The organism is Aquabacter sp. DMC10 (assembly GCF_056314145.1).
In genome coordinates this window covers 138,353-164,335 of the sequence record NZ_JBQUYX010000008.1, presented here as the reverse complement: position 1 = coordinate 164,335, position 25,983 = coordinate 138,353, and the positions used below count along the sequence as shown (strand labels likewise).

Genomic DNA, 25,983 nt, shown 5'->3' with positions numbered 1-25,983 from the left:
GCGCGAAAAATTCATAATTCTCGTCCCACCGACGAGATATAGTCATGGGTGGCCACGGCCTGCCCCCGCGGAGGGCATCCGGCCACCGGAGATCCCCATGTCGCTTCGCGCGCTGCGCAGCCTGAAGGCCATTGCTCATCACGGCTCCTTTGCCCGGGCGGGGGAGGCGGTGGGGCTCACCCAGTCGGCCATCAGCCTTCAGGTGCGGGGCCTGGAGGAGGAGTTCGGGGTCCAGCTGTTCGACCGCTCCCGCCGCCTTCCCGTCCTCACCGAGGCCGGCCGCATCGTGCTGGCGCGCGCCGAGGAGGTGCTGGCGCTTTATGATCGCATTCCCGAGGCACTCAGCGACGAGCGCTCCCTCACCGGCCGGCTGAAGGTGGGGGCGATCCAGACCGCCCTTTCCGGGCCCATGCCCGGCGCCCTGGCGGACCTGCGCCGGGCCCATCCGCGCCTGCGGGTCCATGTGGGGGCGGGCATGTCGGTGGAACTGGCGGCGCGGGTGGCCAACGGGGAACTGGATGCCGCCGTCACCACCGAGCCGGTGCGACCCCACCCGCCCGATCTGTCCTGGACCGAGCTTTATGCCGATCGCTTCTGGATCATCGCACCGCCCGGCCTTGGCGCGGCGGACGGGGCGCGGCTCCTGGCCGAGATGCCGTTCATCCGCTTCGATGCCCGGGCCTGGGCGGGGCGCATGATCGCGCGGGAATTGCGGCGGCTGGGGCTGAAGGTGCGCGAGGAGATGGTGCTCGACAGCCAGGAGGTCATCCTGCGCATGGTCGAGCGCGGCCTCGGCGTGGCCGTCCTGCCCTTGCCCGACGCCGTGCTGGCGGACGCGGCCCTGACGTGCCTGCCGTTCGGCGAACCGCAGATGAGCCGCCGCGTGGTGCTTCTGGAGCGTCAGGACCGGCCCAGCCGGCGGCTGTGCCTGGCCCTGGCCGCGGCCATCCGCGCCGCCATGGCGCCGCCCCGTGCAGCCGCCTCCACCGCTGCGAAGAAGGCGCGGCGCCGCCCCGCCGTCGGCCCGCCAGATCCCGCCGGATAGGGCCGGCGGGGCAGGCGGAAGCGGAACAATATGAGGCAGGTCGCGTTGAGGGGTCCCGAGGGCCTTTGCCCTTACCCCCTTCCCGCGCCGGCCCCCGTGTCCGGCGCCTTCACGGACCTGGATATGACCCTCAGAGGCATTCTGAAGCAAGAGACGGAAGGCCACCACGCCCGGCTCGACGGCGCCCTTTCCGCCTTGAACCTCGCGGACGCCTCCGATTATGGCCGGTTCCTGCAGATCCATGCGGCGGCGCTGCACCCCCTTGAGCAGCGGCTGGAGCTGGCCGGCGTCGCCGCCCTCCTGGACGATTGGCCGAGCCGGGTGCGCCGGCACTCCGTTGATGCGGACCTCCGCGTCCTCGGTCTGTCGCGGCCCGCCCCGGTCGCTGTCGGGCCCCTGCTGGGCACCGACGAGATGCTGGGCGCCCTTTATGTGCTGGAAGGCTCGCGACTCGGCCATGCCATGCTGCTGCGCCAGCTCCCCTCGGCGGCGCCGACGCGCGCGGCCGTGGCCTTCCTCGCGCATGGCGCGGGCGCGCGCCTGTGGGGCGGCCTCCTCGCCGCGCTGGCGGAGCGGGAGGCGCAGGCGGTGGACCTCGCCCGCCTGGTGGGCGCCGCACACCGCGCCTTCGGGGCCTATCTGGAGGCGGCCGCGCGGATCCTTCCCGCCGCGCCCGCATCCCTGTCCGCCACCCCGCCGCCCTGCCTGGACCCCGTGTCATGAGGGAGGCATCCCGTCCCGACCTTCTGGAGGCCTGCGCCCAGGAGCCCATCCGCATCCCCGGCGGCGTGCAGCCCCATGGTGCCCTGCTGGTCCTGCGCCCCGCTGACCTGGCGGTGGTGCAGGCGAGCGCCAATGCGGCTTATGTGCTGGGCTTTCCGGTGGCCCCCGACGCGACCCCCCGCCTTTGCGACCTGCCGTTCGGCGGCGGCGCTTTCGTGGACGACATCGCCCGCTGGGCCGCTGGCGGGGAAGGCTTCTATCTGAGGGCCCACGCCCTGGCTGGGCGCATGTTCGAGGTCTCCGCCCATCGCACGGCCCAAGGGCTGGTGGTGGAGTTCGAGCCCGCGCCCGACCTCGGCGAGACGGCTGAGAGCTTCTACCCGCTCCTGCGCGATTTTCTGGAAGAGAGCGAGGCCCTGCCGGATACGCTGAGCCTCGCGCGGGCGGTGGCGGGGCGGGTGCGGCGGCTCACCGGCTTCAACCGGGTCATGATCTATCGCTTCGACGGGGATTGGAACGGCACCGTCATTGCCGAGGATGGCGATGGCACGTTGCCCTCCTATCTCGACCTGCGCTTTCCCGCATCGGACATCCCGGCCCAGGCGCGCGCGCTTTATCGCCTCAACCGGCTGCGCCTCATTCCCACCTGCGATTATGAGCCGGTGCCGCTGGTGCCGGACCTGAGCCCGCTGGACGGGGCGCCGCTGGACCTGAGCTTTTGCGCCCTGCGCAGCGTGTCTCCGGTGCACTTGGAATATATGCGCAACATGGGCACGACGGCGTCCATGTCCATTTCCCTCATGGTCGCCGGCAAGCTGTGGGGCCTCATCTCCTGCCATCACGGGCAGGAGCGCCGGGTGGGCGCGCAGGTGCGCGCGGCGTGCGACTTTCTCGGCCGCATGGTGGCCCAGCAGATCGACGCCCGCGAGCGCGGCGGCGAGATCACCGAGCGCCTGCGCCTCCACCAGGTGGAGACGGAACTGGTCGCCCATCTCGCCCGCGCGCCCGCCTTCCAGGCGGGGCTGGTGGAGCGGGCGGCCCAATGGCTGGAGATCGTCAACGCCCAGGGCGCGGCGGTGCTCACCGAGGGCACCCTGCTGACCGCCGGCGCCACCCCGCCCACCGAGCGGGTGGCGGAACTGGCGGAATGGCTGCGGACACAGAACATCGAGCAGGCCTTCGCCACCGACTGCCTCTCCCGCCACTGGCCGCAGGGCCTCGACATGGCGGATGTGGCGAGCGGCATCCTGGCCGTTCCCATTTCCCGCCTCCATGCCAGCTTCATCATCTGGTTCCGGCCGGAAGTCGTCCGCACGGTCACCTGGGGCGGCGATCCCGGCGCGGCCAAGCTACAGGATGCAGCCGGCCGCCTTCATCCCCGCCGCTCGTTCGAGAGCTGGAAGGAACAGGTGCGCCATCGCTCCGCCCCCTGGCGGGAGGCCGAATTGCTGTCGGCGGCGGATTTTCGCGTGGCCGTGGTCAATTTCGTGCTCCAGCGGGCGGAGGAACGGGCGCAATTGTCCGAGGAATTGCAGCGCTCCAACAAGGAGCTGGAGGCCTTCTCCTATTCCATCTCCCACGACTTGCGCGCACCCTTCCGCCACATCGCCGGCTATGCCCAATTGCTGGCGGAGGAGGAGCCGGGCTTGAAGCCGCTCTCCCACCATTATCTGGAAGGCATTTCCCGCGCCGCGCTCTCGGCCGGGCAATTGGTGGATGATCTGCTTCACTTCTCGCAGCTCGGCCGCGCCAGCCTGAAGACCTCGCGCATCGACATGGCCAAGGTGATGGAGGAGGTGCGCCACAGCCTGGACGCCACCGAGACCGGGCGGGTGATCGAATGGCAGGTGGGCGACTTGCCGCCGTGCTGGGGCGATCCCTCCCTGGTGCGCCAGGCCTTGTTCAACCTCGTTGAGAATGCGGTGAAATACACCCGCGGCCGCGATCCCGCGCGCATCCGCGTGGAGGGCCGGTTGGCGGGCGACCGGGTGGTCTACTCCGTCGCCGACAACGGCATCGGCTTCGACATGGCCTATGGCGGCAAGCTGTTCCAGGTGTTCCAGCGCCTGCACCGGCCGGAGGAGTTCGAGGGGACGGGCATCGGCCTCGCGCTGACCAAGCGCATCGTCGACCGTCATGGGGGAAGCGTGGAGGCCAAGGGCGCCGTGGGACAGGGCGCGACCTTCAGCTTCTCCCTGCCCGCAAACGCGAAAGGAAAAGGACGTGGCGACGCTTAGGCCCATCCTCCTGGTGGAGGACAATCCGGCGGACGTGGAACTCACCCTGGCCGCCCTCAAGAAGACCAAGCTGGCGAACGACATCATCGTCGCCCGCGACGGGGTTGAAGCCCTCGACTTCATCTTCTCGCAGGGCAAGCATGCCGACCGCGATACCGGTCATCCGGCCGTGGTGCTGCTCGACCTGAAGCTGCCCAAGGTGGACGGGCTGGAGGTGCTGGAGCGCGTGAAGCGCCATCCGCGCCTGCGCGCCATTCCCATCGTGATGCTGACCTCCTCCCGCGAGGAGAGCGACATCGTTCGTTCCTATCAGTTCGGCGTCAATTCCTTCGTGGTCAAGCCCGTGGAATTTACCGCCTTCTTCAAGGCCATTCGGGATCTCGGCGTGTTCTGGGCGGTCCTGAACGAGCCCCCACCCGGAGACATCTGACGGCAATGGCGACCCCGCTCCAGTTCCTCCTGCTTGAGGACAGCCCCGTCGATGCCGAGCTCATCTCCCACCAATTGCGCAAGGTGGACGGCGCGCCCGAGGTGTCCCTTGTGAGCATCCGCCCCGATTACGAGGCGGCGCTGGCGCGCCGGACCTATGACCTCGTCCTGTCCGACTATTCCATTCCCGATTTCCTCGGCCTCGACGCGCTGTCCATCGCCCGGCAAATCCAGCCGCAGACGCCGTTTATCTTCATTTCCGGGGTGCTGGGCGAGGAGCGGGCCACCGAGGCCATGCGGGCCGGCGCCACCGACTATGTGACCAAGCGCGACCTTGCCCGCGTGCCCATGGTGGTGGAGCGGGCGCTGCGGGAAGCGCGCGACCGCCGCGCCGCCCGCGAGGCGGCCACTGCGCTTGCGCTGAGCGAGGAGCGTTATCGCAGCCTGTTCAATTCCATCGAATCCGGCTTCTGCATCTTCGAGGTGGAGTTCGAACACAAGGGCCGGGCCTGTGATTATCTGTTCCTGGAGGTCAATCCCGCCTTCGAGCGTCAGACGGGCCTGCGCGACGCGGTGGGGCGGCGCATGCGGGAGCTGGCGCCGGCCCACGAGCCGCACTGGTTCGAGGTCTATGGCGAGGTGGCGCGCACCGGCGAGCCGCGCCGCTTCGAGCAGAAGGCCAGTGCCCTGGACGGCCGCTGGTTCGATGTCTTCGCCTATCGGGTGGGGCGGCCGGAAGAACGGCGCGTGGCCGTGCTGTTCAACGACATCACCCAGCGCCGGCTCAATGACGAGGCGCTGAAGGAGAGCGAGGCCCATTACCGTTTCGCCGTCGAGCTGAACCCCCAGGTGGCCTGGACCGCCACCCCCGACGGCCAGTTCGACCGCGTGGCCGAGCGCTGGTCCGCCTGGACCGGGACCAGTGGGCTCTGCGAAAGCTGGACGCACGGTATCCACGAGGAGGATCGCGCCCGGTGCCTTGCCGCCTGGCGCAAGGCGGTGGAAACCGGGGAGCCCTTCGACGTGGAGCTGCGCATCCTGCGCAAGACGGGCGAAGTGCGCTGGGCGCGCTCGCGTGCCTTTCCCCGCCGCGACGAGAGCGGCGCCATCGTCAAATGGTACGGCACCACCGAGGACACGCACGAGCGCAAGCTCGCCGAGGAAGGCTTGAAGCGCCTCAACGAGACGCTGGAGCAGCGCATCATGGAACGCACTGCCGAACTGGTGCGCGCCCAGGAGGCCCTGCGCCAGTCGCAGAAGCTGGAGGCCATGGGCCAGCTCACCGGTGGCGTGGCCCATGACTTCAACAATCTGCTCACCCCCATCATCGGCTCCCTCGACCTGCTCCAGCGCCGCAATGTGGGCGACGCGCGCACCAAGCCGCTCATCGAGGGCGCGCTCCAGGCCGCCGAGCGGGCAAAAACCCTGGTGCAGCGCCTGCTCGCCTTCGCCCGCCGCCAGCCGCTCCAGCCCACTTCGGTGGATCTGGCGGCCCTGGTGAAGGGCATGGGGGAGCTGGTGGCCTCCACCTCCGGTCCCCGCATCAAGGTGACCGCGCAGGCGCCCGACACCTTGCCGCCCGCCCACGCCGACGCCAACCAGGTGGAAATGGCCATTCTCAATCTGGCGGTCAACGCGCGGGACGCCATGCCCGATGGCGGCGAACTGCACATTTCCGCGCAGGAGGAGGAGGTCGGCGCCGACCATGCCGCCAAGCTGCCGCCGGGCCGCTATTTGCGCCTCTCGGTGGCCGACACCGGCACCGGAATGGATGCGGAGACGTTGGCCCGCGCGGTGGAGCCCTTTTTCAGCACCAAGGGCATCGGCAAGGGCACGGGCCTCGGCCTGTCCATGGTTCACGGGCTCGCCGCCCAGCTCGGTGGCGGGCTGACCTTGCAGAGCAGGCTGGGGCTCGGCACCCGCGCCGATCTCTGGCTGCCGGTGGCGCGAGAACCCGCCAGCGAGCCGGCCCGGCCCCACGATGGCGATGTGACGGCGGGGCGGGGCACCATCCTGCTGGTGGAGGACGAGCAATTGGTGCGCATCTCCACCGCCGAGATGCTCAATGATCTCGGCTATCAGGTAGCGGCGGTCGCCTCCGCCGAGCAGGCGCTGCATCTCCTGGCGCAGGGGCTGAAGCCCACGCTTCTGGTCACCGATCATCTCATGTCCGGAATGACCGGGGCAGAGCTGGCCCATTCCGACGCGGTGAAGGCGGCGGGCCTGCCGGTGGTGCTGGTGACCGGCTATGCGGATGATCCGCGCGTGGCAGAGAACCTCGTGCGCCTCAACAAGCCCTTCCGCCGGGCGGAACTGGCGCGGGCGCTGGTGGATGCCGGCCAGAAGCTGCCGGGCGCCCCGGCGGCATGACCTACCCCGCCACGTCGCGCAGCACGTCCGAGCGGGCGGCGATCTGGGAGATGGCGGTGCGGATGGCGCTCTGGAAGGCCAGCGCCAGCTGCGACTGGGGCAGGTCCCGCCGGTTCACCAGGACGGGTCGGATGGCCAGTTCCGGCACGAAGCGCACCATGGCGAGCGCGCCATAGGCCCCCGCCAGCACCGGGAAGGGATCGATGATGGCCACCCCCAGCCCCCGCGCCACCATGGCGCAGGCGGCGGTGGACTGGTTCACCGTGCTGGCGATCTGGAAGCGCGGATGGGTCTCGTGAAAGGCGCTGCGCACCGCCCGCCCGAGGGTCGTGGTATCGGAAAAGGTGATGATGGACTCGCCCGCCAGCGCCTTCGCGCTCAAGTGGGCGGCGCCGGCCAGGGGATGGTCGCGGGGCAGCACGCACACCATGTCCGCCTCGCACAGAACCGAAGCCTCAAGGCCGGGATCGCGCACCGCCACATCTGCGATGGCCAAGTCCGCCTCGTTGCGGCTCACCTGCTCGATGGCATCCTTGGTGGCATAGGCCATCACGTCCACGGACAGGCTCGGCCAGTCCTTGCGCAACAGGGCGACCGCGTCGGGCACGATGGAATTGGCGATGGAGGAGGAGGTGGCCAGCCGGATGCGCCCGGACCGGCCGTCGCGGATCTGGTCGGCCAGATCCCGCAGGTTTTCCACGAAGCCCGCCAGGCGCTTGACCTCCGGCAGGAGAAGCTGGGCCTCAGGCGTGGGCTGGAGGCGCCCGCCCACGCGGCGGAACAGCGGGATGCCCAGTTCCTGCTCCGCCAGGTGCACGGTCTTGGTGATGGAGGGCTGCGACACCCGCAGCCGCCGGGCCGCCGCGCTCACGGAGCCGAGGTCCATCACCAAATCGACGATCAGCAGGTGACGGATGTTCATGGCGAAACCGGGCTGGCTCCCCCCGCGCGGCGCCAGCGGGTGCGCGGAAATCCCGCTTTGCGGCGAAGGTAGTAGCCTTGAGGGTAGCCTTGCGCCTTCCGGGTGTCGAGCCATGGCGGCGGTGTCGCTCACAGCCCCAGGAAGGCGGCGGCGTTGTGGTATTTCCATCGGGCGCGCACATGGTCGGGAATGGGGAGCGCGTCAAGCTCTGCCACCGTGCGGGCCACCGGCAGCATGGGAAAGCCGGTGCCGAAGATGATCTGGTCTTTCAGCACCTTGGCGCCATAGACGAGGAGCGCCTCATAGCCCGCATGGGGGCGCTCCAGGAGGCTCGGGCGCACCGAGACGATGCCGATATTCAGGTTCTTGTGCCGCCAGGCCACCGCGATCAGTTCCTGCACCCAGGGCCAGCCGGGCGGGGAGGCGCAGATGCGCAGGTCCGGGAAGGTGCCGGCCACTTCGTCGAGATACGCGGGGCGGCCATAATCCAGGAGGCTGGCGGTGGAAAAGTTGATGCCGCAATGGATGTTGACGGGGATATTGAGCTCCAGGCACGCCTCATAGAGCGGGAACAGCAGCGGGTCGTTGGGCTTCAGGCGCAGTTCGAAGCATTGCAGGTTGAGGCCCTTCAGGCCGAGGTCGCGCACCGCATGGCGCAACTCGTCCACCGCCGCCGGACCCTTGTGCGGGTCCACCCCGGCAAAGCCGATGAAGCGGCCGCCCTGTCCGGCACAGAACTCAGCTACGTCCTCATTGGCGATCTTGAAGCCGAAGGTGGTGGTGAGATCCCGCGCCTTGATGACGATGTGGCGGGCGTCCACGCCGTCATAGGAGGCCAGATAATCGGCGAAGGCGTCGGGGCCGATCTCGGCGGCGCTGGCGGTCTCGCTGGATTTGTAGACGCGGCGATAATTGGCGAGGTGTCCGGCCGTCTTCTGGAATTGCGGCAGCGGCGGGCGGCTCGAAAAATCGATGAGCATGGCGGCCTCCCGGGATCAGTCGACGGGCAGGAGTTGGGCGGCATCCGCCGGCCAGCCCACAAAGACGGTGGAGCCCAGCACCGGCCGGGTGCGCAGGCGGTGGTTCAGCTCCTGCACCAGGAAGGTGTCGCCATTCTCCAGCCGCACCACATGCTTGATGCAGCTGCCCACCACCATGGAGGTCTCCAGCACGCCCTTCAGCGCGTGGGTCTCGTCCGGCGCGGCGGCGATGTTGGCGCTCTCCGGGCGCACATGGAGCATGGCGGCACATCCCTGCGTCGCGGCGAAGGCCGGGCGCGGCACCTGGCGGGAGGACCCGTTGCCGAGCGCGATCACCAGCCGCTCGGCCGCCTCGCCCGCCACGGTGCAGGGCAATTGGTTGGAATGGCCGATGAAATCAGCCACATAGGAAGAGGCGGGGTTGAAGTAAAGCTCGTCCGCCGTGCCCACCTGCACGCACCGCCCCTCCCGCATCAGCACGATGCGATCGGACATGGAGAGCGCTTCCTCCTGGTCGTGGGTGACGCACAGCATGGTGATGCCGGATTCCCGGTGCAGCCGGCTGATCTCGATCTGCATCTCCTCGCGCAGCTTCTTGTCGAGGGCGCCGAGCGGCTCGTCCATGAGGATCAGAGCGGGGCGATAGACCATGCAGCGGGCGAGCGAGATGCGCTGCTGCTGGCCGCCCGACAATTCACGCGGCATGCGCGCGGCCACATGGGGCATGCGAATGAGGTCCAGCGCCTCCGCCACCCGCCGCTTGATCTCGGCCTTGGGCACCCGGCGCACGCGCAGCGGAAAGGCGATGTTCTCGAACACGCTCATGTGGGGCATGAGGGCGTAGTTCTGGAAGACCATGCCGAGGTCGCGCTTGCTGGGCGGCAGATTGGTGACATCCACGCCATCGATGCGGATGGTGCCGGAGGAGGGCCGCGTCATGCCGGCGATGAGGTTGAGCAGCGTCGTCTTGCCCGATCCGCTCGGGCCCAGCAGGCTGACAAACTCGCCCTTTGCCACGGTGAGGTTGAACTCGGCGACCGCGAGGAAGTCGCCATAGCTCTTGGTCAGCCGTTCAATCTCGATCATCGACACCGGGGAAACTCCTGAAAACGGCAAGCCGGGCCGCAAAGGCGGCGGGCGATCGCAAGGGGCTCAACGACGCGATCAACGACGTTTGGCATCGCGCAGGATCTCGCGGGCGGCATTGTGGCCGGGCACACCGGTCACCCCGCCGCCGGGATGCACCGAGGCGCCGCACAGATAGAGGCCGGGCACCGGCGTGCGATAATCCGCATAGCCCGGCGCCGGGCGGCGCATGAACATCTGGTCGGCGCTGATTTCCGCATGGTGCACATGGCCGCCCGGCAGGTCGAACACGCGCTCCAGGTCCGCCGGGGAATAGATGTGGCGCTCGCGGACGAGGGCCTTGAAGCCGGGGGCGTAGGTTTCCAGCGTGTCCACCACCGCGTCCCCGATGGCCGCGCGGGCGGCGTCGGTCCAGCCGCCCTTCAGGTCATAGGGCGCATGGCCCGCCATGATGCTCATGAAGTGCTGACCGGGCGGGGCCAGTGTCTCGTCCAGCACGGTGGGCGTCATGGCCACCATGAAGGGATGGGGGGCATAGTCGCCATATTTGGCGGGATCGAAGCTCTGCTCCAGATAATCCACGCTCGGGCCGATGCGCACCTGGGCGGGATAAGGGAAGCCGGCGGCGGCGGGATCGAACGCGCTGAAGCGGGGCAGGGCGTCCAGCGCCAGATGCACCTTGTAGACCGAGCCCCGCGCGCGCAGATTCTGCACCGATTGCGTCACCTCCGCCGGCACATGACGGGCATCCAGAAGCCGCGTGAAGGTGGTGCGGGCGCTGGCATTGGCGGCGACGCGCCCCGCCCGCAGCGTCTCGCCGGAAGCGAGCACCACGCCGGCGGCGCGGCCATTCTCCACCAGGATGGAGGCCACCTCCGCATCGGTGCGCACCTCCATGCCATGGGCCTTGCCGGAGGCCGCGATGGCGCCGCTGATGGCGCCCATGCCGCCGCGCACGAAGCCCCAGCCGCCCGCCGCCGTCTCATGGTCGCGCACCAGGGGGCGTAGCAGCACATAGCCGGTGCCGGGGGAGCGCAGGCTCGCGCTGCCGCCGCCGCCGGTGGCGTAGAAGCCCAGCGCCGCGCGGATGGCGTCGTTCTCGAACCAGTGGCTGAGCACATCATGGGCGCTCAGCGTCAGCAGGTCATAGAGCTGGTAGAAATCCCCCACATAGCCGCGCTTGCCCCACAGGAAGCGGGCGGCGGAGAGCAGGTCGCGCGGGTTGGAGGACACGTTGAAGGGCGTGTCCCAGATGATCTCGCGCATGATGGGCGCAAGGCGCCGCATATAGCGCCGATATTCGGGATAGGCGGCCGCATCCTTCTTGGAGAATTTGGCGATCTCCGCGCAGGTGCGGTCCTCCTCGTCGAAGAAGGTGAGCGAGCGCCCGTCCGGGAAGGGCTGGAACATGGGCGGGGGCTTGAGGATCTCATAGCCATAGCGCGCCAGCTCCAGGTCCAGGATCACCTTGGGCTGGAGGAGCGCCATCACATAGGAGGCGGTGGAGACCTTGTAGCCGGGCCACACCTCCTCGGTGACGCAGGCGCCGCCGATGAGGGGCCGGCGCTCCAGCACCAGCACCTTCTGCCCGGCGCGGGCGAGATAGGCGCCGCAGACGAGGCCGTTATGGCCGGCGCCGATGATGATGACGTCGTAGCGGGCATCACGCATTTGCGGTGTCCTTCCGGGCTGAGTCCTTCAGGTGCCAGCCGGCGGTCACCCGGTCATAGGAATTGACCCGCAGGTCCGCCTGCTCGGCTTTGAGCACGTGCTTGGCCACCTTCAGCGAGGGCGTCTTGGGCAGGGCGGTACGGAACTCGTAGAAGCGCGGCACCTTGAAGGGGGCAAGGTTGCGCTGGCAATGGGCGATGACGGCCTCCAGCGTCGCCGCGTCCGGCGCCTCGCCTTCCTCCAGCACCAGATAGGCCTTGATCTCCTCGCCGCGGGTCTCGTCGGGCACGCCGACGACGGCCGCCTCCATCACCACGCCGGAGGCTTGCAGCACCCCTTCCACCTCGCGGGCGGCGATGTTCTCGGCGGAGCGGCGGATCATGTCCTTGGTGCGGCCCACGATGGTGAAATAGCCGCGCTCATCCACCCGGAACACGTCGCCGGTGCGGAACCAGCCGTCCAGGAAGGCCTCGCGTGTCGCATCCGGGCGCTTGTAATAGCCGCGGAAGATGCCCTTGCCGCGCACCACCATTTCCCCGTCCTCGCCCGGCTTCACCGGCCGGCCCTCGGCGTCCACCACCTTGCATTCGCGGAAGGGGCCGGGCTGGCCGCAGGCGCCCGAGCCCACCATGTCGGTGGCCTCGATGGGCATGAAGAGGGTGGGCCCCAGCTCCGTCATGCCGAAGGCTTCCCGCGCCACCAGGTTGAAGCGCTCCTCCACCGCCGCATGCATGGCTTTCGGCAAGCCATAGACATTGGCGCGGACGATGGCGTTGCGGCCATCATCGGGATGGGGCGGCTGCTTGAAGGCGAGGAAGGGGAGCAGGCAGAAATTGATATTGTAGGCCCGCACCCAGGACATGAAGCGCGAGGCGCTTTGCTTGGCCGCCACATAGAGCGTGCCGCGCTGATAGAAGGTCATCAGCAGCAGCCACTGGGGGTCCATGTAGAAAAAGGGCGTGGAGGCCAGGATCCGCCGATAGACGCGCCCGTCGCGGGTGGCATTCACCTTGCCGGCCACCAGCCAATAATCCTGCGCCAGCAGGCACCCCTTGGGATAGCCGGTGGTGCCGGACGTGTATTGGATGTTCAGAAGATCATCGTGCCCGACGGGCTCGGCGGGCACATAGGGCCCGGCCCCCTCCACTCGGCAGGCCTCCCAGGACGGATGACCCGCCGCCATGCCATCCACCAGGAAGGCCCGTTCCGCCGGCACGGTGATGGCCCCTTCAGCGCGGGCGGCCTCAAAGATGGGGCGCACGCTCTCGTGCAGCACCAGGAATTCCGCCTCGCTGTCATTGACCACATAGGCCAATTCGCGCTCGCGATAATTCACGTTCACCGGCACCATCACCGCGCCCATGACGCCCAGCGCCAGCCAGGTGAGCGGGAAGGCGGAGATATTGGGCAGCATCACCGCCACCCGCGTGCCCTTGCGCACGCCATGGCGGGCGAAGCCGTGGGCGAGCGCATGGACGGCGGCCTTCATTTCCCCGTAAGTGGCGCGCTCGTCGCTCTCGAAGAAGTGCCAGGCCAGCTGGTCCGGCACGTCGGCGGCGACCATCTCGATGAGGGCGGCGATATTGTCCGGCAGGGGCTCCGCCTCGATGGCGGCGCGCCGCTCGGCGACGGGGCGCACGGGCGCGGACAGGACTTCAACCTTGGACATCAGTGACCTCGGGGAGACTTGCGCAGGGCTATCAGGGCGATGCTGAAGACGAGCGAGAGCACGGTCAGCATGGCGGACACGGCGGCGATGACGGGGGAGATTTCCCAGCGCAGGGCGCTGTACATCTTCACCGGCAGCGTCGTTGTTGCGGGGCCGGCGACGAAATAGGACGCCACCACTTCGTCGAAGGAGATGAGGAAGGCCAGCAGCGCCCCCACCACCAGGGAATCCTTGATCTGCGGCACCACCACCTGGAAGAAGACCCGGGCCCGGGAGGCGCCCATGATGATGGCGACGCTCTCCAGCGCCGGATCGATCTGGCGCAGGCCCGCGCTCACCGACACCACCACGAAGGGGGCGATCAGGATGGTGTGGGCGAGCACCAAGGCCAGATCCGTGCCGCCGATGCGGAAGGTGTTGAAGTTCAAATAGAAGCCCAAGCCCAGCACCACCACCGGCACCAGGATGGGGCTCATGAGGAAGAGGTTCAGCGCCCGTCGGCCGAAGAAGTCGCCCCGCACCAGCGCATAGGCGGCGGGCACCGCCAAAGCGAGGGTGAGGAGGGTGGAGGCCACCGCGATCTTCAAGCTCTGCAATGCCGCGCCCCACCAGGAGGGATCGGCGAAGAATTGCGCGAACAAAGCCAGCGAGAGCCGTTCGGGCGGGAAGGTGAGGTTCTGCGAGCCGTTGAGCGACACCGGGATGATGATGAGCGTCGGCATCAGCAGGAAGAGATAGCCGGCCCAGGCGACAAAGCCCCCGGTGGCCCGCCAGAAGCGCGTGGTGCGGTCGACCAGTTCGTTCATGGCGCCCTCACAGCACTTCCGCCTGCCCGCCCCGCACGCGGGTGAGCAAGGCGACGATGGCGCCGGTGATGACCAGCAGGATCACGGCGATGGCGGAGGCGGCGGGCCAGTCCAGCGTCTGGCGGGTGTAGAAGTCCACGAGGTTGGCCAGCATCATGTCCGTGCGCCCGCCCAGCAGAGCCGGCGTGATGTAGGAGCCGATGGCCAGCGACAGGCACATGAGCACGCCCGAGAGCACGCCCGGCAGGCTCAGCGGCAAGGTGATGCGCAGGAAGATGCGCAGCGGCCCCGCCCCCATGGTCTGCGCCGCCCGCGCCAAGGCCGGGTCCTGCGCCATCAGGTTGCTCAGGATGGGCAGCACCATGAAGGGCAGCAGGAAGTTCAGCATGCCCAAGAGCACGCCGGTGCGGTTGAACAGCATCTGGATCGGCTCTTTGTTGCCGAACACGAAGGCGATGGCGCGGTTCATGAGGCCCGCATCGCCCAGCACGATGGTGAAGGCGAAGCTCTTCACCAGGATGGAGGTCCAGAAGGGCAGCATGACGAAGATCATCATCACCGCCCGATGACGGGGCGACAGCCGGGCCAGATGCATGGCGATGGCATAGCCCACCACCAGGGTCACCGCGGTGGCCTCGATGCCGATTTCCAGCGTGGTGGTGAGCACCTTGCGGAACAGGGTGCTGGTCAGCAGGTCCAGATAGGTGGAGGGGGCGAGCTTGGCGCCGTTGAGGCTGGTCCAGAGGATGGAGCCGGCGGGCAGCAGGAAGAAGAGCAGCATCACCACCATCAGCGGCGCCAGCAGCAGCGCCACGAAGCGGGTTTCCAGGGCATGGTTCATGGCGCGGCACCGGGCATGCGGGGGGCCTTTCGGAACGGCCTTCGGGAACGGGCCTTCGAGAGGCCGCCCGTAAGAGTGCCTCGGGTGCGGCCGCAAGGCACGGGGCATCACGCCTTGCGGCGCGCGGGAGGTCAGGCAGAAAGGGGGCGCGGGCGTTTTGGAAACCCGCGCCCGCCTTCCGTCAGATCAGCAGCCACTCCGTGAAGCGCTTCTGCAGCTTGGCGTAATTGTCGGACCACCACTCGTCATTGACCACCGCATTGGCGGGGTTCTTGAGGTCCGGCATGTATTGGCGCGCGGCGGGGCTTGCGGCGGCAAGGCCCGCCTTGGAGTTCGGGCTGAAGAACAGCATCTCCGCGAACGCCGTCTGCCGGTCGGGTTTCAGGACGAAGTTCACATAGCGCATGGCCGCCTCGCGATTAGGCGTGCCCTTGGGCACGGCCAGATATTCCAGCGAGTTCAGCGTCTGCTTGGTGGAGATGGCGATGGAGGCGCCGCCGATCTCGGCGGGCCGCACGCGGCTGATATAGGAATAGGTGAAGTCCAGCTCGTTGGCGGTGACGAGGGTCACCGTCTGCGGCGTGGTCTCGATCCATTTCTTGATGTGGGGCTTGATCTTGTCGAGGGCGGCAAAGCCGCGCTCCACGTCCAGCGGATAGAGCTTGGCGGGCTCCACGCCGCTGGCGATCAGCGCCATTTCCAGCGTCTCGGAAATGCGCGGGCGCAGGCCCCGGCGGCCGGGATAGGTCTTCACGTCCCAGAAGGCGGCGAAATCGGCGGGGGCCTTCTCCGCCGGGGTGCGCTTGGGATCGAAGGCGAGGCCCCCGGCGAACATGTAGGTGCCCACATAAGTGGGGCCACCGGGCACGAACAGGTCCGAGCGGTCGACGATCTTGGTGTCCACCGGCTCCCACAGATTGTCCTTGGCGCCGGCGGTGATCTGGGGGCCGACGCTGTCGAACACGTCCCATTCCACGCGCCCGCTCTCAACTTGCGCCTTCATGCGGGCAAGGTCCGCATTGTCCACCAGGCGCACGGCGATGCCGGTGGCCTCGGTGAAGGGTTTGGCGAAGCACCGTTCCACGCCGGCGCGGTAGTCGCCGCCCCAGCAGGTGACGGTGAGCGTGGTGTCCGCGCGGGCGCGGCCCGTAATGACCAAAGGCGCCGCCAGCGCGGCGGATGCACCGATGAGCAGCGACCGGCGATTGAGGCCGTGCGCGCCCGTTCCCCTCTTTTGTTGTGTCATGTTCTGTGCCTTCCCCTCACCAACCGGTTGTTTCCGGATCAGGTCGCGAACCAGACCGCTTTCAGGTCCATGTATTTCTCGATGGCGTGCAGGGACTTGTCGCGGCCGAAGCCGGACTGCTTGAAGCCGCCGAAGGGCACCGACATGGTGCCGCGATCAAAGCAGTTCACCCACACGACGCCGGCCCGGATGGCGCGCGCCGCGCGGTGGGCCTTCTTCACGTCCCGCGTCCAGATGGAGGCGGCGAGCCCATAGATGGTGTCGTTGGCGACCGCAAGGGCTTCCTCGAAGCCCTTCACGGGGATGGTGGCGAGCACCGGCCCGAACACCTCTTCCTGGGCGATGGCCATGCGGTTGTCGACGCCGTCGAAAATGGTGGGCTCGACGAAATAGCCCCCGGTCTCGGTGAGCACCCGCCCGCCGCCGGTGACGATGCGCGCGCCGGCCGCGGCGGCACCTTCCACATAGCCCATGACCCGGCTCATCTGCGGGGCGCTCACCAGCGGGCCGAGGCGGGTGTCGGCGTTGAGCGGATCGCCGGGCCGCAGGGACTTGGCGATGGCCGCGACGCGCTCCAGCAGGTCCTCGCGGATGGCCTCTTCCACCACCAGGCGCGAGCCGGCGTTACACACCTGGCCGGCATTGGTGAAGATGCCGGCGGCCACGGCGCGGGCGGCGGCGTCCAGGTCATCGCAATCGGCCAGCACGATCTGGGGCGACTTGCCGCCCAGTTCCAGGCTCACGCGCTTGGCGTTGGAGCGGCCGGCATATTGCAGGAACAGCTTGCCCACCTCGGTGGAGCCGGTGAAGGTGATGCAGTCCACATCCATGTGCAGGCCGAGCGCCTGTCCGGCGGTCTCGCCATAGCCCGGCAGCACGTTGAGCACGCCCGGCGGCACGCCCGCCTCGGTGGCCAGTTCCGCCATGCGCAGCGCCGTGAAGGGGGATTGTTCCGCCGGCTTCACGATCACTGAATTGCCGGCGGCGAGCGCGGGGCCCACTTTCCAGGCGGTCATGGAGAGCGGATAATTCCAGGGCACCACCGCGGCCACGACCCCCAGCGGCTCGCGCATGACGAGGGTGGTGAGGTCCGAAGAGGTGGGGGCCACCTCGCCATAAATCTTGTCGATGGCCTCGCCATAGAAGGCGATGCAATTGGCGGCGCTGGGAATGTCGCCGTTGAAGGCGCTGGTGATGGGCTTGCCCACGTTCAGCGTCTCAAGCAGCGCCAGCTCCTCGCGATGGGCCAGCAGCAGCTCGGAGAAGCGCAGCATGATGCGCTTGCGGTCGGCGGGCGCCATGCGCGACCAGGTGCCGGCCTCGAAGGCGGCGCGGGCGACGCGCACCGCACGGTTCACATCCTCCGCCTCGCAGGCGGCGACCTGGGCGATCTCCTGGCCGGTGCCGGGAAACACGCAGGGAAAGGTCTTGCCGGACGCGGCCGGGACGGACGTGCCGTCAATAAAGGCCTTGGTCGGCAGCGCCACAGCCTTTGCCCGCGCCGCCCAGTCCGTCGTCAAAATCTGAGACATCCCAATACCACCCGAATTCCGCCGTCATCCGTGTTGACGGGGGAAGTGTCGAGGCGGCTACCCATATAGTCAAATATATAGTTTTACGTCATAAAGTGCGATAAAGTTATATGTAAGCAAATAAATTTCCGGTTGTCTGCGGCACGCGTCTTCCCTCACCCCGCCTGCGTGCAAGCGATGAGGAAAGGCGCGGCGGCGGGGAGGGTGATCTCCCCGTCCGGCACAGGGAGAAAGGCGCCGTCGAGCCCCCGCCAGTCCGCTTGCGGCCAGGGGTCGAGGAAGCGCACGTTCGCCGCCTCGCCCGCATCCTCCGGCAGGCGGGTGGCCACCACCACGCGGAGCTTCGCGCCGTCCGCCTCCCGCTCGAAGCCGAACCAGCCCCAGGGGGAGGGGGCGAGCCGCAAGGGACGATAAAGCCCGCCCTGCAAGGCCGGCGTCGCGCGGCGTAGCGCCAGGAGGCGGCGGGTGAGGTTGAACTTCTCGCGGTCGGCGGGGTCCAGCTCTCCACCGCCCTGAAGGGCGGCTGCGCGGGCGTCCCAGTCCACGGGGCGGCGATTGTCCGGGTCCACCAGGGAGAAATCGCGGAATTCCGTGCCTTGATAGAGGTCGGGCGTGCCGGGCAGGGTGTGCTGGAGGATCACCTGGGCAAGACCTACGAGCCGTCCCGCCGGCTCCAGCCGTGCCGCCAGCCGGGCGAGCGCGTCGCGCACGCTGGCGCCGTCCTCCCCTTCGATCACCGCCGCGCTGAAGGCTTGCGCATGGGCCTCATAGGCTTCGTTGGGGGTCTCCCAATTGGTGTGGCGCTTGGCTTCGCGCAGCGCCTTGGTGAGATATGCGCCCATGCGCGCGACGCTCACGGGCCAGACCGAGACGAGGGTTTGCAGGATCAGAACCTGATCCAGGAGGTCCGGCTGAAGCACGCCGTCCTCCTCCCGCGCCAAGGCGGTGCAGGCTTCCCGCGTCTCTTCCATGAGGTCGAGCCAGGCCTGGGGCATGGTGCTCAAGGCGGCCAGGCGCGCGCGGGTGTCGGGGCCGCGCTTGGTGTCGTGGGTGGCGAGGGGCGTGAGGTCGCGGGCGCCGGCCGCCGCACGCACCATCTGGAGGTCGTGCATCTGCCCTCCGTCCCGCGCGGGATGGAGGAGGCTGCCGCCCACCTCATTGACGCACAGGAGCACGGGATGGCGGTAAAGCTCGGTGTCCTCGAACCCCTTGGCCATGGCCGGCCCGCTCAATTGCTGGAAGCGCTGGCGGAAGCGGCGGTCGCTGTCGATGCGGGGATTGCGCAGCCGGTCCAGGAGCACGGCGGCGGCAGCGGCGGTGAGCGGGTCTTCGGCGGCGACGAGCGCCTCGCCGATGGCATCCCAGATGGCCTCGTCCTCCGGCGCGTGGCGGTCCCAGGTGGCGTAGGAGCGATAGACCGGGCAATGCACCAGCAGCGCTTCCACCGCCTGCCGGATGGCGCCGTCGGTGAGGTCGCCTTCCTGCATGTCGCGGTCGAGCCCGTCGCGGGCCAGCGCGGTGAGCGCGTCTAACTCGGCGGCGAGGCTCGCTTGGAGCACCTGGCGCTTGGCGTCCACGAGGCGGGCGGCGGGGGTGCCGGTGAGGAGGTTGTGGGTGCGCAGGTCCCGCTCCAGGGTGGCATAGCCCTCCTCATCCACGAACAGGCCGTTGATGTCGTTGAGGCGCTCATAGCCGGTGGTCCCGGTGATGGGCCAGGCGCGCAGCGCCTCCCCCGGTTCCAGGATCTTCTCCACCAGAAGCGGCACGCCCGTCCCCACCGCCGCCCGCAGCCGGGCGCAATAGCCGGCGGGGTCGGCGAGGCCGTCCACATGGTCGATGCGCAGGCCATCCACGAGACCGCGCTCCACGAGATCCAGGGGCAGGCGGTGAAGGAAGGCGAACACCTCCGGGTCTTCCACCCGCGTGCCCACGAGGTCCGTGATGTTGAAGAAGCGGCGGTAATTCAGGTCATGGGCCGCCGCGCGCCACCAGGCGAGGCGCCAGTGCTGGTCTTCCAGAAGGGCGGCGATGTCCGCCTCCGCCAGCACGGCCTCCAGCGCCGCGCGGCTGTCCTGCGTCAGCGCCTCCCCCTCGTGAAGGCCGGCTGCGGCGCGCAGCGTCTCGACGCTTTCGTGGCGCAGGGGATAGGCATGATCGGCATAGCACAGCACGATCGCCCCGCTCTCCTTGAGGCTCAAGGAGAGCGCGCCCGCCTCCAGCGTCGCCTTCAGCGGATCGCCCAGCACGGGCAGCATGAGCTTGCCGGTCTCCCAGAACACGTCGAACAGCCGCGCGGCGGGGGCGTCGGGGCCCTGCTCCAGCATCTCCACCCAGAACGGATTGTGGCTGGAGGCGGCCATGTGGTTGGGCACGATGTCGAGGATCACCCCCATGCCATGGGCGTTGAGCAAGGCGGCAAGCCGCTCGAAGCCTTCCGCGCCGCCCAGTTCGGGATTGATGCGGGTGGGGTCGGCCACGTCATAGCCATGGGTGGAGCCGGGCACCGCCGTGGTGATGGGGGAGGCATAGAGGTGGCTGACGCCGAGGCCGGCGAGATAGGGAACGAGAGCCTCGGCATGGGCGAAGGTGAAGCCGGCGTGGAATTGCAGGCGATAGGTGGCGATGAGATCGCGCGTCATGCGGTGGCAAGGCTCCCGGCGGCAAGGTTCCCGGCTTCAAGGCTCCACAGGGCGGCGGAGAAGGGGGCGAGGGCGAGGTGTCCGTCCGCGCGGTCGGCTACCGCGCCAAGGGCCGCATCGGGCGCGCGCCCGGCGCATCCCTTCGGCCGGGCGAGGGAGGCGTGATGCGCGCCGGCATTGAGCACCAGCACGAGATCGCCGGCCTCGAAGCGCCAGGTGACGGCGAGCACATCGCCCGCCCGCTCCAGTCGGCTGTCCCGATAGGGGCTCGCCGTGAGCGGCCAGACAAGAGACCGACGCAAGGCGGCCAGGTCGCGGAAGGCGCGCAGGTGCGCCCGGGCGTCCTCGGTGGCGAAACCGGCGGGGGTGAGCTTGGCGGACTGGAAGGTCTGGTCCGCCAAAGGGTCGGGAAAAAGGGCCGTTCCATGGGCGGCGAAGAAGTCGGCGAATTCGCCCCGCCGGCCCTTGCGCACCGCATCCGCCAAATCGCCCTGGAAATCGCAGAAGAAGGGGAAGGGGGTGGCCAGCAGCGCCTCTTCCCCCTGGAAGAGAAGGGGAATGGCGGGCGAGAGCATCACCACGAAACGCAGCAGGGCGAGGCGCTCGGGGGGCTGGGTGCCGGCGAGGCGATCGCCCAGCGGACGGTTGCCGATATGGTCGTGGTTCTGTGTGAACACCACGAAGGCGTCGGGCGGCAGATGGGTGGAGGGCGCGCCGCGCGGAGGACCGTTCGCATCGGGATAGGGCTCGCCCTGGAAGACGAAGCCTTCGGCCAGCGCCCGGCCGGCGGCGGCCACCGGATCGGCGGCATAGGGGGCGTAATAGCCGGTGCCCTCGCCTGTGGCGAGGACGTGGAAGGCATGGTGCCAGTCGTCGTTCCATTGGGCGGTGAAGAGCCCGCGATCGCCCTCCATCCAGTGGGCGGCATTGTCGTGGTTTTCCAGCACCAGATAGGCGTCGGGCCGCACCGTGCGGCAGGCTTGCGCGATCTCTTCCAGCAGGCGGCCGGCGCTGGAGGTGGCCAGCGCATGGACCGCATCCAGGCGCAGCCCGTCAAAGCCGAACTCTGAGAGCCAATAGGCGGCGTTCTCCGAAAAGAAGGCGCGCACCCGGGCGTCGTCCAGATTGATGGCGGCGCCCCAGGGCGTGGCGATGTCCTCCCGGAAGAAGGACTTCGCGTAAAACGGCAAGTAATTCCCGCTCGGCCCGAAATGGTTGTAGACCACGTCCAGCATCATGGAGAGGCCGCGCCCATGGGCGGCGTCGATGAGGGCGCGCAGGTCGTTGGGGGTGCCATAGGCGCGGTCGGGCGCATAGAGCAGCACGCCGTCATAGCCCCAGTTGCGGCGGCCGGGAAAATCCGCCACCGGCATCAGTTCCAGCACGGTGAAGCCGGCATCGCGATAATGGTCGAGGCGATCGATGAGGGCGCGGAAGGTGCCCTCCGGAGTCGCCGTGCCCACATGGATCTCGGCGATCACCGCCTCGGTCCAGGGCCGGACCAGCGGGGCGGGCACGGTGGGTGGGGCGGTAAGCACGCTCCAGCCGTCGGCATCCTCCGCCTGCATGCGCGAGGCGGGGTCCGGCACCGCCCGTCCCTGGACCTCGAAGCGATAGCGCGTGCCGGGCCGTACATCTGGCACGAAGCGCTCGAACATGCCGTGCGGCCCGTGGGCCATGGGCAGGAAGCCTGCTCCGTCCAGCTCCAGCATCACCTCCGCCGCATCGGGCGCGAACAGGCGAAAGCGCGCGCCGGTGGCGGCCCATTCCGGTCCGAAGGTCCAGGCGGGAGCGGGGGACGGGGGGACGGCCGGGCGTTCCCCGCCCGAGGACATGGCCGGAACGGCGGCGGGGGCGCTGGGGAGGGGGGGCATGGGGCTGGGGACCGTCCTCTTCAAATGCAGTCGGACAACGGCCCCGGCCTCGCCGCGTTCCGCCCACGCCGGAGATTTCGCCCCCAAGCCCGGCCCAAGGCCGGCCCAAGCCCGGCCCAAGTCCGGCCCAAGCCCTGTCGCCCGGCCCCCCTTGCCTTTGCCCTTGCCCGGTCCCGGGCGATACGGGCGCCAGCAACGAAAAAGAAGCGGCATGGCGGACGGAAAGGGACTAGAACATCCCCGGTCAGCGGCGGCACCGACGGGGCGAGCCTTATGCGACGCAAGACGGGAGATCCGGCCGAAGCCGCGCCTCTGGCGCAGCGGGTGTCCGTGGGCCATGGCGCATTCGGCGCCCGCCTGCGGACCTGGCGGCGGCTCAACGGCATCAAGCAGGCGGCGCTGGCCGAGAGGATGGGCGTCTCCCAGACCACCATTTCCATCTGGGAGAACGGCCACGACCTGCCCTCCGCAGAGCGGCTGGGGCAGTTGGAAAGCCTGATGGCGCAGACCGTCAGCTCCGAATTGGCGGTGGAGCGCCTGTTTATCGAACGTCAGGGGGGCGTGCGGGCTCTGTTCGACGTGGATGGGACCCGCCTTCTGGCCGTCTCGGAGGGATATCGGGCCCTCTGGCCGCAGACCGCTGCCCTGCAAGGCTCCTTCTTTGTGGAATATCTGGTGAACGAGGCGCTGCAGATCACCACCGACCCCGCCCTGGCCCAGGCCATCCTGTCCGGCGAGCTGGTGCTGGCCAGCGGCTACAGCCTGCGCATGACCAATCTGGAACTGGACGCGATGGCTCCCCATCGCTGGCATGCCTGCTTCCGCCGCTATGGGGCGCGGATCATTGTGGATGTGGTCAGCGAAGTGGGCACACCGCCGCGCGAGCCCGGCATCGACGACATCGTCTATCTCGATGAGATCAAGCCCGAGTAACGGGCATCCGGCCCGGCCGCGTGCCGTCAATTCCGCCAGTCCATCATTGGAAAAGTGCGGCGAGGCTGGCAGAACCGTTATAGACTTGGGCGATCAAGCCTGAGCATCGACACCATGCAGATCAAGATGCGACCTCCGATCGGAAAGCCGGGCGACGGTCCCGTGATGGATCGGCCTCACGCGGTCGGGCAGGGCGCGTTTGCGGCCCGCCTGCGGACCTGGCGGCGGGTCAATGGCATCAAGCAGGCGACGCTGGCGGAAATGCTGGGCGTGTCGCAGACGGCGGTCTCCATCTGGGAGAATGGCCATGACCTGCCCTCCGCCGAGCGGATCGCGCGCCTGGAAACCCTGATGGCCGACACCGCGCGGGATGAACTGGCCCTGGAGCGCCTGTTCGTGGAGCGCCAGGGCGGCATCCGCGCCCTGTTCGACGTGGATGGGGTGCGGCTCCTGGCCGTCTCGCGCGGCTTCCACGAGGTGTGGCCCCTCACCAGCGAACTGACCGGCAGCTTCTTCATCGAATATCTGGTGGACGAGGCGCGGCGGCTGGCGTCGGACCAGAAATATGCCCAGGCGATCCTGTCCGGGGAACTGGTGCTGGCCAGCGGCTTCAGCGAGCGCATGACCAATCTGGGCATCGACCAGATCATCCCCCACAACTGGCATATGTGCTTCCGCCGCTATGGCGCGCGCACGGTGGTGGATGTGGTCTATGAGCCCGGCTCCGGCGAGCAGGGATCGGGCATCGACGACCTCATCTATCTCGATGACCTCAAGTCGGAGTGACCTAACGGTAGGCGACGTGGGGCAACGGGCCTGTTAGGGTCCCCTCCCACAGTCCGTTCGGTCAGGGGGCGCCGTGTTCTATCCATCCGGTAAGCCGTTCACCCGCTGGTGGTGGTTCGCCAGCGAGATCCGCCGGGCCGACATCACCACCCAATTGGAATGGCTGGAGGCCAATGGTTTCGGCGGGGTTGAGATCGCCTGGATCTTTCCTCCCCGGGGCGAGCGGCCCTGGCGGCGGCTGTTTCCCGACATCACCCCGCAGGAGGAGGCGCTGCGGGCCAAGGCCGCGCCGTGGCTCTCGCCGGAATGGACCGAGGACGTGGTGTTCGCCAAGGCGGAGGCGAACCGGTTGGGCCTTGGCTGCGACTTCACCTTCGGCACTTTGTGGCCGTTCGGCGACAGCCGCGTGCCGCTGGAGGATGCCAGCCGGCAAATTCGCATCGACGCCACCGGCGCCGTCGGCTTCCAGGTGCAGGAGATCGACCAGTCCTGGGAGATGCCCGTCAAGGGGCGGGTGATCGACCACCTCAACCGTGACGCCTTCGCCCGCTATGCCGCGCGCATGACCGCCGCCCTGGCGCCGGCCCTGGGCGGGGCGCCCTCCGCCCTGTTCTGCGAAAGCTGGGAGGTGCGCTCAGAGACCTTGTGGACGGAAGGGTTCGAGCAGGACTTCATGGACCGCTACGGCTATGATGTCCGGCCCTATCTGCCGGTGCTGTGGGCACCGGGCAGCGACCCGGATACCCGCTACGACTATCTGGCGCTGCTGTCGGACCGCATCATCGCCCATTTCTACCAGCCCTTCGCCGACCATGCCCGCGCCGTCGGCGCCTTCTCGCGCGCCCAGGTGGCGGGGGCGCCCGTGGACATGCTGCACGCTTATGCCCTGCTCGACGTGCCCGAGACCGAGGCCATGCTGTTCGAGCCGGCCTTCGGGCGCATCGTCGCCTCGGCGGCGGTGCTGGGCGGGCGGCCGGAGGTGAGCTGCGAGGCGTTCACCTGCCTTTACGGCTTTCCCCGCTGGGTGCCTGACACCCACCAGTTCCGCGAGGAGGTGGGCGATCTCAAGCTGGTGGCCGATGCCCTGCTCGCCCATGGGGTGAACCATTTCGTCTGGCACGGCACCCCCTTCACGCCGGACGGGGCGCAGCGCGATTTCCATTTTTACGCCTCCGTCCATCTGGGCCGGACCGAGGGCGCCCTCAGCGCCCACGCGAAGGGGCTGAACGCCTATCTGGAGCGGGTCTGCCAGTTCATGAAGCGCGGCCGCACCTACTCCGACGTGGCGGTCTGGCTGCCTCTGGAGGACGGCCGGATGGAGCTGGACTATCCGCCCGAGCGCCAGATCCCCGGCTCCAGCCACCCCTATGAACTGCGTTATGTGCGGGCGCCGGACGAGTTGGACGGCCACCATCCGCTTTATGTGTCCAACGCCCTGCTGCGGGGCGTGCCGGTGGTCAATGGCACGCTGACGGTGGGCGATGCGGTGTTTCGCGCCCTCTATGTGGATGTGAAATACCTGGCGATCGAGGCCCTGGAAACTCTCGTGCGGCTGGCCCAGGAGGGCCTGCCGGTGGTCCTGAAGCAGATCCCCCTCCAGCCGGGCCGGGCCAAGTCGCCCCGCTATGCCGCCCTCATCGCGCAACTGCGGCGGGCCGGCGCCCATGGCGACCTGCGCCAGATCATCCCCTGGGCGCCGCTGGTGCGCGCCGACGACGGGAAGCGCCTGCCCGACCATTGGGCCCGCCAGCTGGGACCGGACGATGTGCTCATCTTCTTCGCCCATCCTCAGGCGCAGGGCCTGTCCATCCCGGTGGAGCACGGCCTTGCCGCCCGCTGCGGGCGGCAGGAGCGGCGGGTGATCCTGTCGCTGGGGCCGGATGTGCAGCACAAGGTGCGCCTGCCCTTCGCGCCCGGCCAGTCCCTCCTGGTGCGGGTGCGGCCGGCGGGCGTTGAATTCGTGGAGATCGTCTCGCCCCGCCCGGCCTGAGGGCGCGGCGACTCCCGCCTGCAAAGGCGGTCTGACGGGGGGCGCTCTTACCTTACGTAAGGGAACATAAGGGGCGCGCGCATCATTCCCCCCAGGAGCCTGATCCGATCGGGCCAAATCGCCGATCGGGGAGACAGTCTCTAAGTTATTGCCGGAGAACGTATTTCCGTGCGGCGTGCGATGCCGTCCGCGCGGGCGTTGCTC

General features: G+C 68.6%; 19 protein-coding genes. 8 read left to right on the top strand and 11 right to left on the bottom strand.

Going from position 1 to position 25,983, the window contains the following annotated elements:
* The first annotated feature begins 97 nt into the window (after positions 1-97).
* The 5 genes from ACT54L_RS20345 (at position 98) to ACT54L_RS20325 (ending at position 6,804) form a co-directional block, all read left to right on the top strand.
* The gene (locus ACT54L_RS20345; RefSeq protein ID WP_476087461.1) at positions 98-1,045 is read left to right on the top strand and encodes a LysR family transcriptional regulator; all 948 of its coding nucleotides are present in this window, start codon (positions 98-100) and stop codon (positions 1,043-1,045) included.
* Positions 1,046-1,168: 123 nt separating this feature from the next.
* Complete coding sequence (locus ACT54L_RS20340; protein WP_476087460.1) at positions 1,169-1,768, top strand: biliverdin-producing heme oxygenase; 600 nt, start codon at positions 1,169-1,171, stop codon at positions 1,766-1,768.
* On the top strand, positions 1,765-4,005 hold the full coding sequence (locus tag ACT54L_RS20335) for an ATP-binding protein (RefSeq protein WP_476087459.1): 2,241 nt from the start codon (positions 1,765-1,767) through the stop codon (positions 4,003-4,005). Before ACT54L_RS20340 ends, ACT54L_RS20335 begins: the two co-directional genes overlap by 4 nt.
* Positions 3,992-4,435 (top strand): response regulator, encoded by a 444-nt coding sequence (locus ACT54L_RS20330; RefSeq protein ID WP_476087458.1) that lies wholly within the window; start codon positions 3,992-3,994, stop codon positions 4,433-4,435. Before ACT54L_RS20335 ends, ACT54L_RS20330 begins: the two co-directional genes overlap by 14 nt.
* Before the next feature lie 5 nt (positions 4,436-4,440).
* Complete coding sequence (locus tag ACT54L_RS20325; protein WP_476087457.1) at positions 4,441-6,804, top strand: response regulator; 2,364 nt, start codon at positions 4,441-4,443, stop codon at positions 6,802-6,804.
* 1 nt (position 6,805) lies between these two features.
* Here the strand turns inward: ACT54L_RS20325 and ACT54L_RS20320 are convergent, their stop codons facing one another.
* The 11 genes from ACT54L_RS20320 to treZ all read right to left on the bottom strand — a co-directional run bounded on the left by ACT54L_RS20320 (position 6,806) and on the right by treZ (position 22,070).
* On the bottom strand, positions 6,806-7,726 hold the full coding sequence (locus ACT54L_RS20320) for a LysR family transcriptional regulator (RefSeq protein WP_476087456.1): 921 nt from the start codon (positions 7,724-7,726) through the stop codon (positions 6,806-6,808).
* A 128-nt stretch (positions 7,727-7,854) separates the two neighbouring features.
* Positions 7,855-8,706 (bottom strand): amidohydrolase family protein, encoded by an 852-nt coding sequence (locus ACT54L_RS20315; protein WP_476087455.1) that lies wholly within the window; start codon positions 8,704-8,706, stop codon positions 7,855-7,857.
* Positions 8,707-8,721: 15 nt separating this feature from the next.
* Complete coding sequence (locus ACT54L_RS20310) at positions 8,722-9,792, bottom strand: ABC transporter ATP-binding protein (protein ID WP_476087454.1); 1,071 nt, start codon at positions 9,790-9,792, stop codon at positions 8,722-8,724.
* Between the two features lie 78 nt (positions 9,793-9,870).
* A complete protein-coding gene (locus tag ACT54L_RS20305) occupies positions 9,871-11,463 on the bottom strand; it encodes a phytoene desaturase family protein (protein WP_476087453.1) in 1,593 nt (530 codons plus the stop codon).
* Positions 11,456-13,132 (bottom strand): class I adenylate-forming enzyme family protein, encoded by a 1,677-nt coding sequence (locus tag ACT54L_RS20300; protein WP_476087452.1) that lies wholly within the window; start codon positions 13,130-13,132, stop codon positions 11,456-11,458. Before ACT54L_RS20300 ends, ACT54L_RS20305 begins: the two co-directional genes overlap by 8 nt.
* Entirely contained in the window at positions 13,132-13,938 is an 807-nt protein-coding gene (locus ACT54L_RS20295; RefSeq protein ID WP_476087451.1) for an ABC transporter permease, read from the bottom strand. Before ACT54L_RS20295 ends, ACT54L_RS20300 begins: the two co-directional genes overlap by 1 nt.
* Before the next feature lie 7 nt (positions 13,939-13,945).
* Positions 13,946-14,779, bottom strand: a complete 834-nt coding sequence (locus ACT54L_RS20290; protein ID WP_476087450.1) for an ABC transporter permease — start codon at positions 14,777-14,779, stop codon at positions 13,946-13,948.
* Between the two features lie 181 nt (positions 14,780-14,960).
* On the bottom strand, positions 14,961-16,025 hold the full coding sequence (locus ACT54L_RS20285; RefSeq protein WP_476087449.1) for an ABC transporter substrate-binding protein: 1,065 nt from the start codon (positions 16,023-16,025) through the stop codon (positions 14,961-14,963).
* 38 nt (positions 16,026-16,063) lie between these two features.
* Positions 16,064-17,557, bottom strand: coding sequence for an aldehyde dehydrogenase (locus ACT54L_RS20280; protein ID WP_476087448.1), 1,494 nt, complete (start codon positions 17,555-17,557; stop codon positions 16,064-16,066).
* Positions 17,558-17,712: 155 nt separating this feature from the next.
* Positions 17,713-20,196: a malto-oligosyltrehalose synthase gene (gene treY / locus ACT54L_RS20275; protein ID WP_476087447.1), complete on the bottom strand. Its 2,484-nt coding sequence runs from the start codon at positions 20,194-20,196 to the stop codon at positions 17,713-17,715.
* Positions 20,193-22,070 carry a malto-oligosyltrehalose trehalohydrolase gene (gene treZ, locus ACT54L_RS20270; protein WP_476087446.1) on the bottom strand — a complete coding sequence of 626 codons (1,878 nt, stop codon included), beginning with the start codon at positions 22,068-22,070 and terminating at the stop codon, positions 20,193-20,195. Before treZ ends, treY begins: the two co-directional genes overlap by 4 nt.
* Before the next feature lie 273 nt (positions 22,071-22,343).
* Here treZ and ACT54L_RS20265 point away from each other — a divergent pair, with 273 nt between their 5' ends.
* The 3 genes from ACT54L_RS20265 (at position 22,344) to ACT54L_RS20255 (ending at position 25,779) form a co-directional block, all read left to right on the top strand.
* The gene (locus tag ACT54L_RS20265) at positions 22,344-23,003 is read left to right on the top strand and encodes a helix-turn-helix domain-containing protein (RefSeq protein ID WP_476087445.1); all 660 of its coding nucleotides are present in this window, start codon (positions 22,344-22,346) and stop codon (positions 23,001-23,003) included.
* Positions 23,004-23,168: 165 nt separating this feature from the next.
* Positions 23,169-23,789 carry a helix-turn-helix domain-containing protein gene (locus ACT54L_RS20260; RefSeq protein ID WP_476087444.1) on the top strand — a complete coding sequence of 207 codons (621 nt, stop codon included), beginning with the start codon at positions 23,169-23,171 and terminating at the stop codon, positions 23,787-23,789.
* 73 nt (positions 23,790-23,862) lie between these two features.
* The gene (locus tag ACT54L_RS20255) at positions 23,863-25,779 is read left to right on the top strand and encodes a glycosyl hydrolase (RefSeq protein ID WP_476087442.1); all 1,917 of its coding nucleotides are present in this window, start codon (positions 23,863-23,865) and stop codon (positions 25,777-25,779) included.
* Positions 25,780-25,983: the final 204 nt, after the last annotated feature.

Bases quoted from the DNA above. Each gene is read 5' to 3' on its own strand.
- ACT54L_RS20305 (WP_476087453.1), bottom strand. From the start codon at position 11,463: ATGCGTGATGCCCGCTACGACGTCATCATCATCGGCGCCGGCCATAAC.
- ACT54L_RS20320 (WP_476087456.1), bottom strand. From the start codon at position 7,726: ATGAACATCCGTCACCTGCTGATCGTCGATTTGGTGATGGACCTCGGC.
- ACT54L_RS20280 (WP_476087448.1), bottom strand. From the start codon at position 17,557: ATGTCTCAGATTTTGACGACGGACTGGGCGGCGCGGGCAAAGGCTGTG.
- ACT54L_RS20285 (WP_476087449.1), bottom strand. From the start codon at position 16,025: ATGACACAACAAAAGAGGGGAACGGGCGCGCACGGCCTCAATCGCCGG.
- treY (WP_476087447.1), bottom strand. From the start codon at position 20,196: ATGACGCGCGATCTCATCGCCACCTATCGCCTGCAATTCCACGCCGGC.
- ACT54L_RS20260 (WP_476087444.1), top strand. From the start codon at position 23,169: ATGGATCGGCCTCACGCGGTCGGGCAGGGCGCGTTTGCGGCCCGCCTG.
- ACT54L_RS20310 (WP_476087454.1), bottom strand. From the start codon at position 9,792: ATGATCGAGATTGAACGGCTGACCAAGAGCTATGGCGACTTCCTCGCG.
- ACT54L_RS20340 (WP_476087460.1), top strand. From the start codon at position 1,169: ATGACCCTCAGAGGCATTCTGAAGCAAGAGACGGAAGGCCACCACGCC.
- ACT54L_RS20335 (WP_476087459.1), top strand. From the start codon at position 1,765: ATGAGGGAGGCATCCCGTCCCGACCTTCTGGAGGCCTGCGCCCAGGAG.
- ACT54L_RS20315 (WP_476087455.1), bottom strand. From the start codon at position 8,706: ATGCTCATCGATTTTTCGAGCCGCCCGCCGCTGCCGCAATTCCAGAAG.
- ACT54L_RS20300 (WP_476087452.1), bottom strand. From the start codon at position 13,132: ATGTCCAAGGTTGAAGTCCTGTCCGCGCCCGTGCGCCCCGTCGCCGAG.
- ACT54L_RS20295 (WP_476087451.1), bottom strand. From the start codon at position 13,938: ATGAACGAACTGGTCGACCGCACCACGCGCTTCTGGCGGGCCACCGGG.
- ACT54L_RS20265 (WP_476087445.1), top strand. From the start codon at position 22,344: ATGCGACGCAAGACGGGAGATCCGGCCGAAGCCGCGCCTCTGGCGCAG.
- ACT54L_RS20290 (WP_476087450.1), bottom strand. From the start codon at position 14,779: ATGAACCATGCCCTGGAAACCCGCTTCGTGGCGCTGCTGCTGGCGCCG.
- ACT54L_RS20345 (WP_476087461.1), top strand. From the start codon at position 98: ATGTCGCTTCGCGCGCTGCGCAGCCTGAAGGCCATTGCTCATCACGGC.
- ACT54L_RS20325 (WP_476087457.1), top strand. From the start codon at position 4,441: ATGGCGACCCCGCTCCAGTTCCTCCTGCTTGAGGACAGCCCCGTCGAT.
- treZ (WP_476087446.1), bottom strand. From the start codon at position 22,070: ATGCCCCCCCTCCCCAGCGCCCCCGCCGCCGTTCCGGCCATGTCCTCG.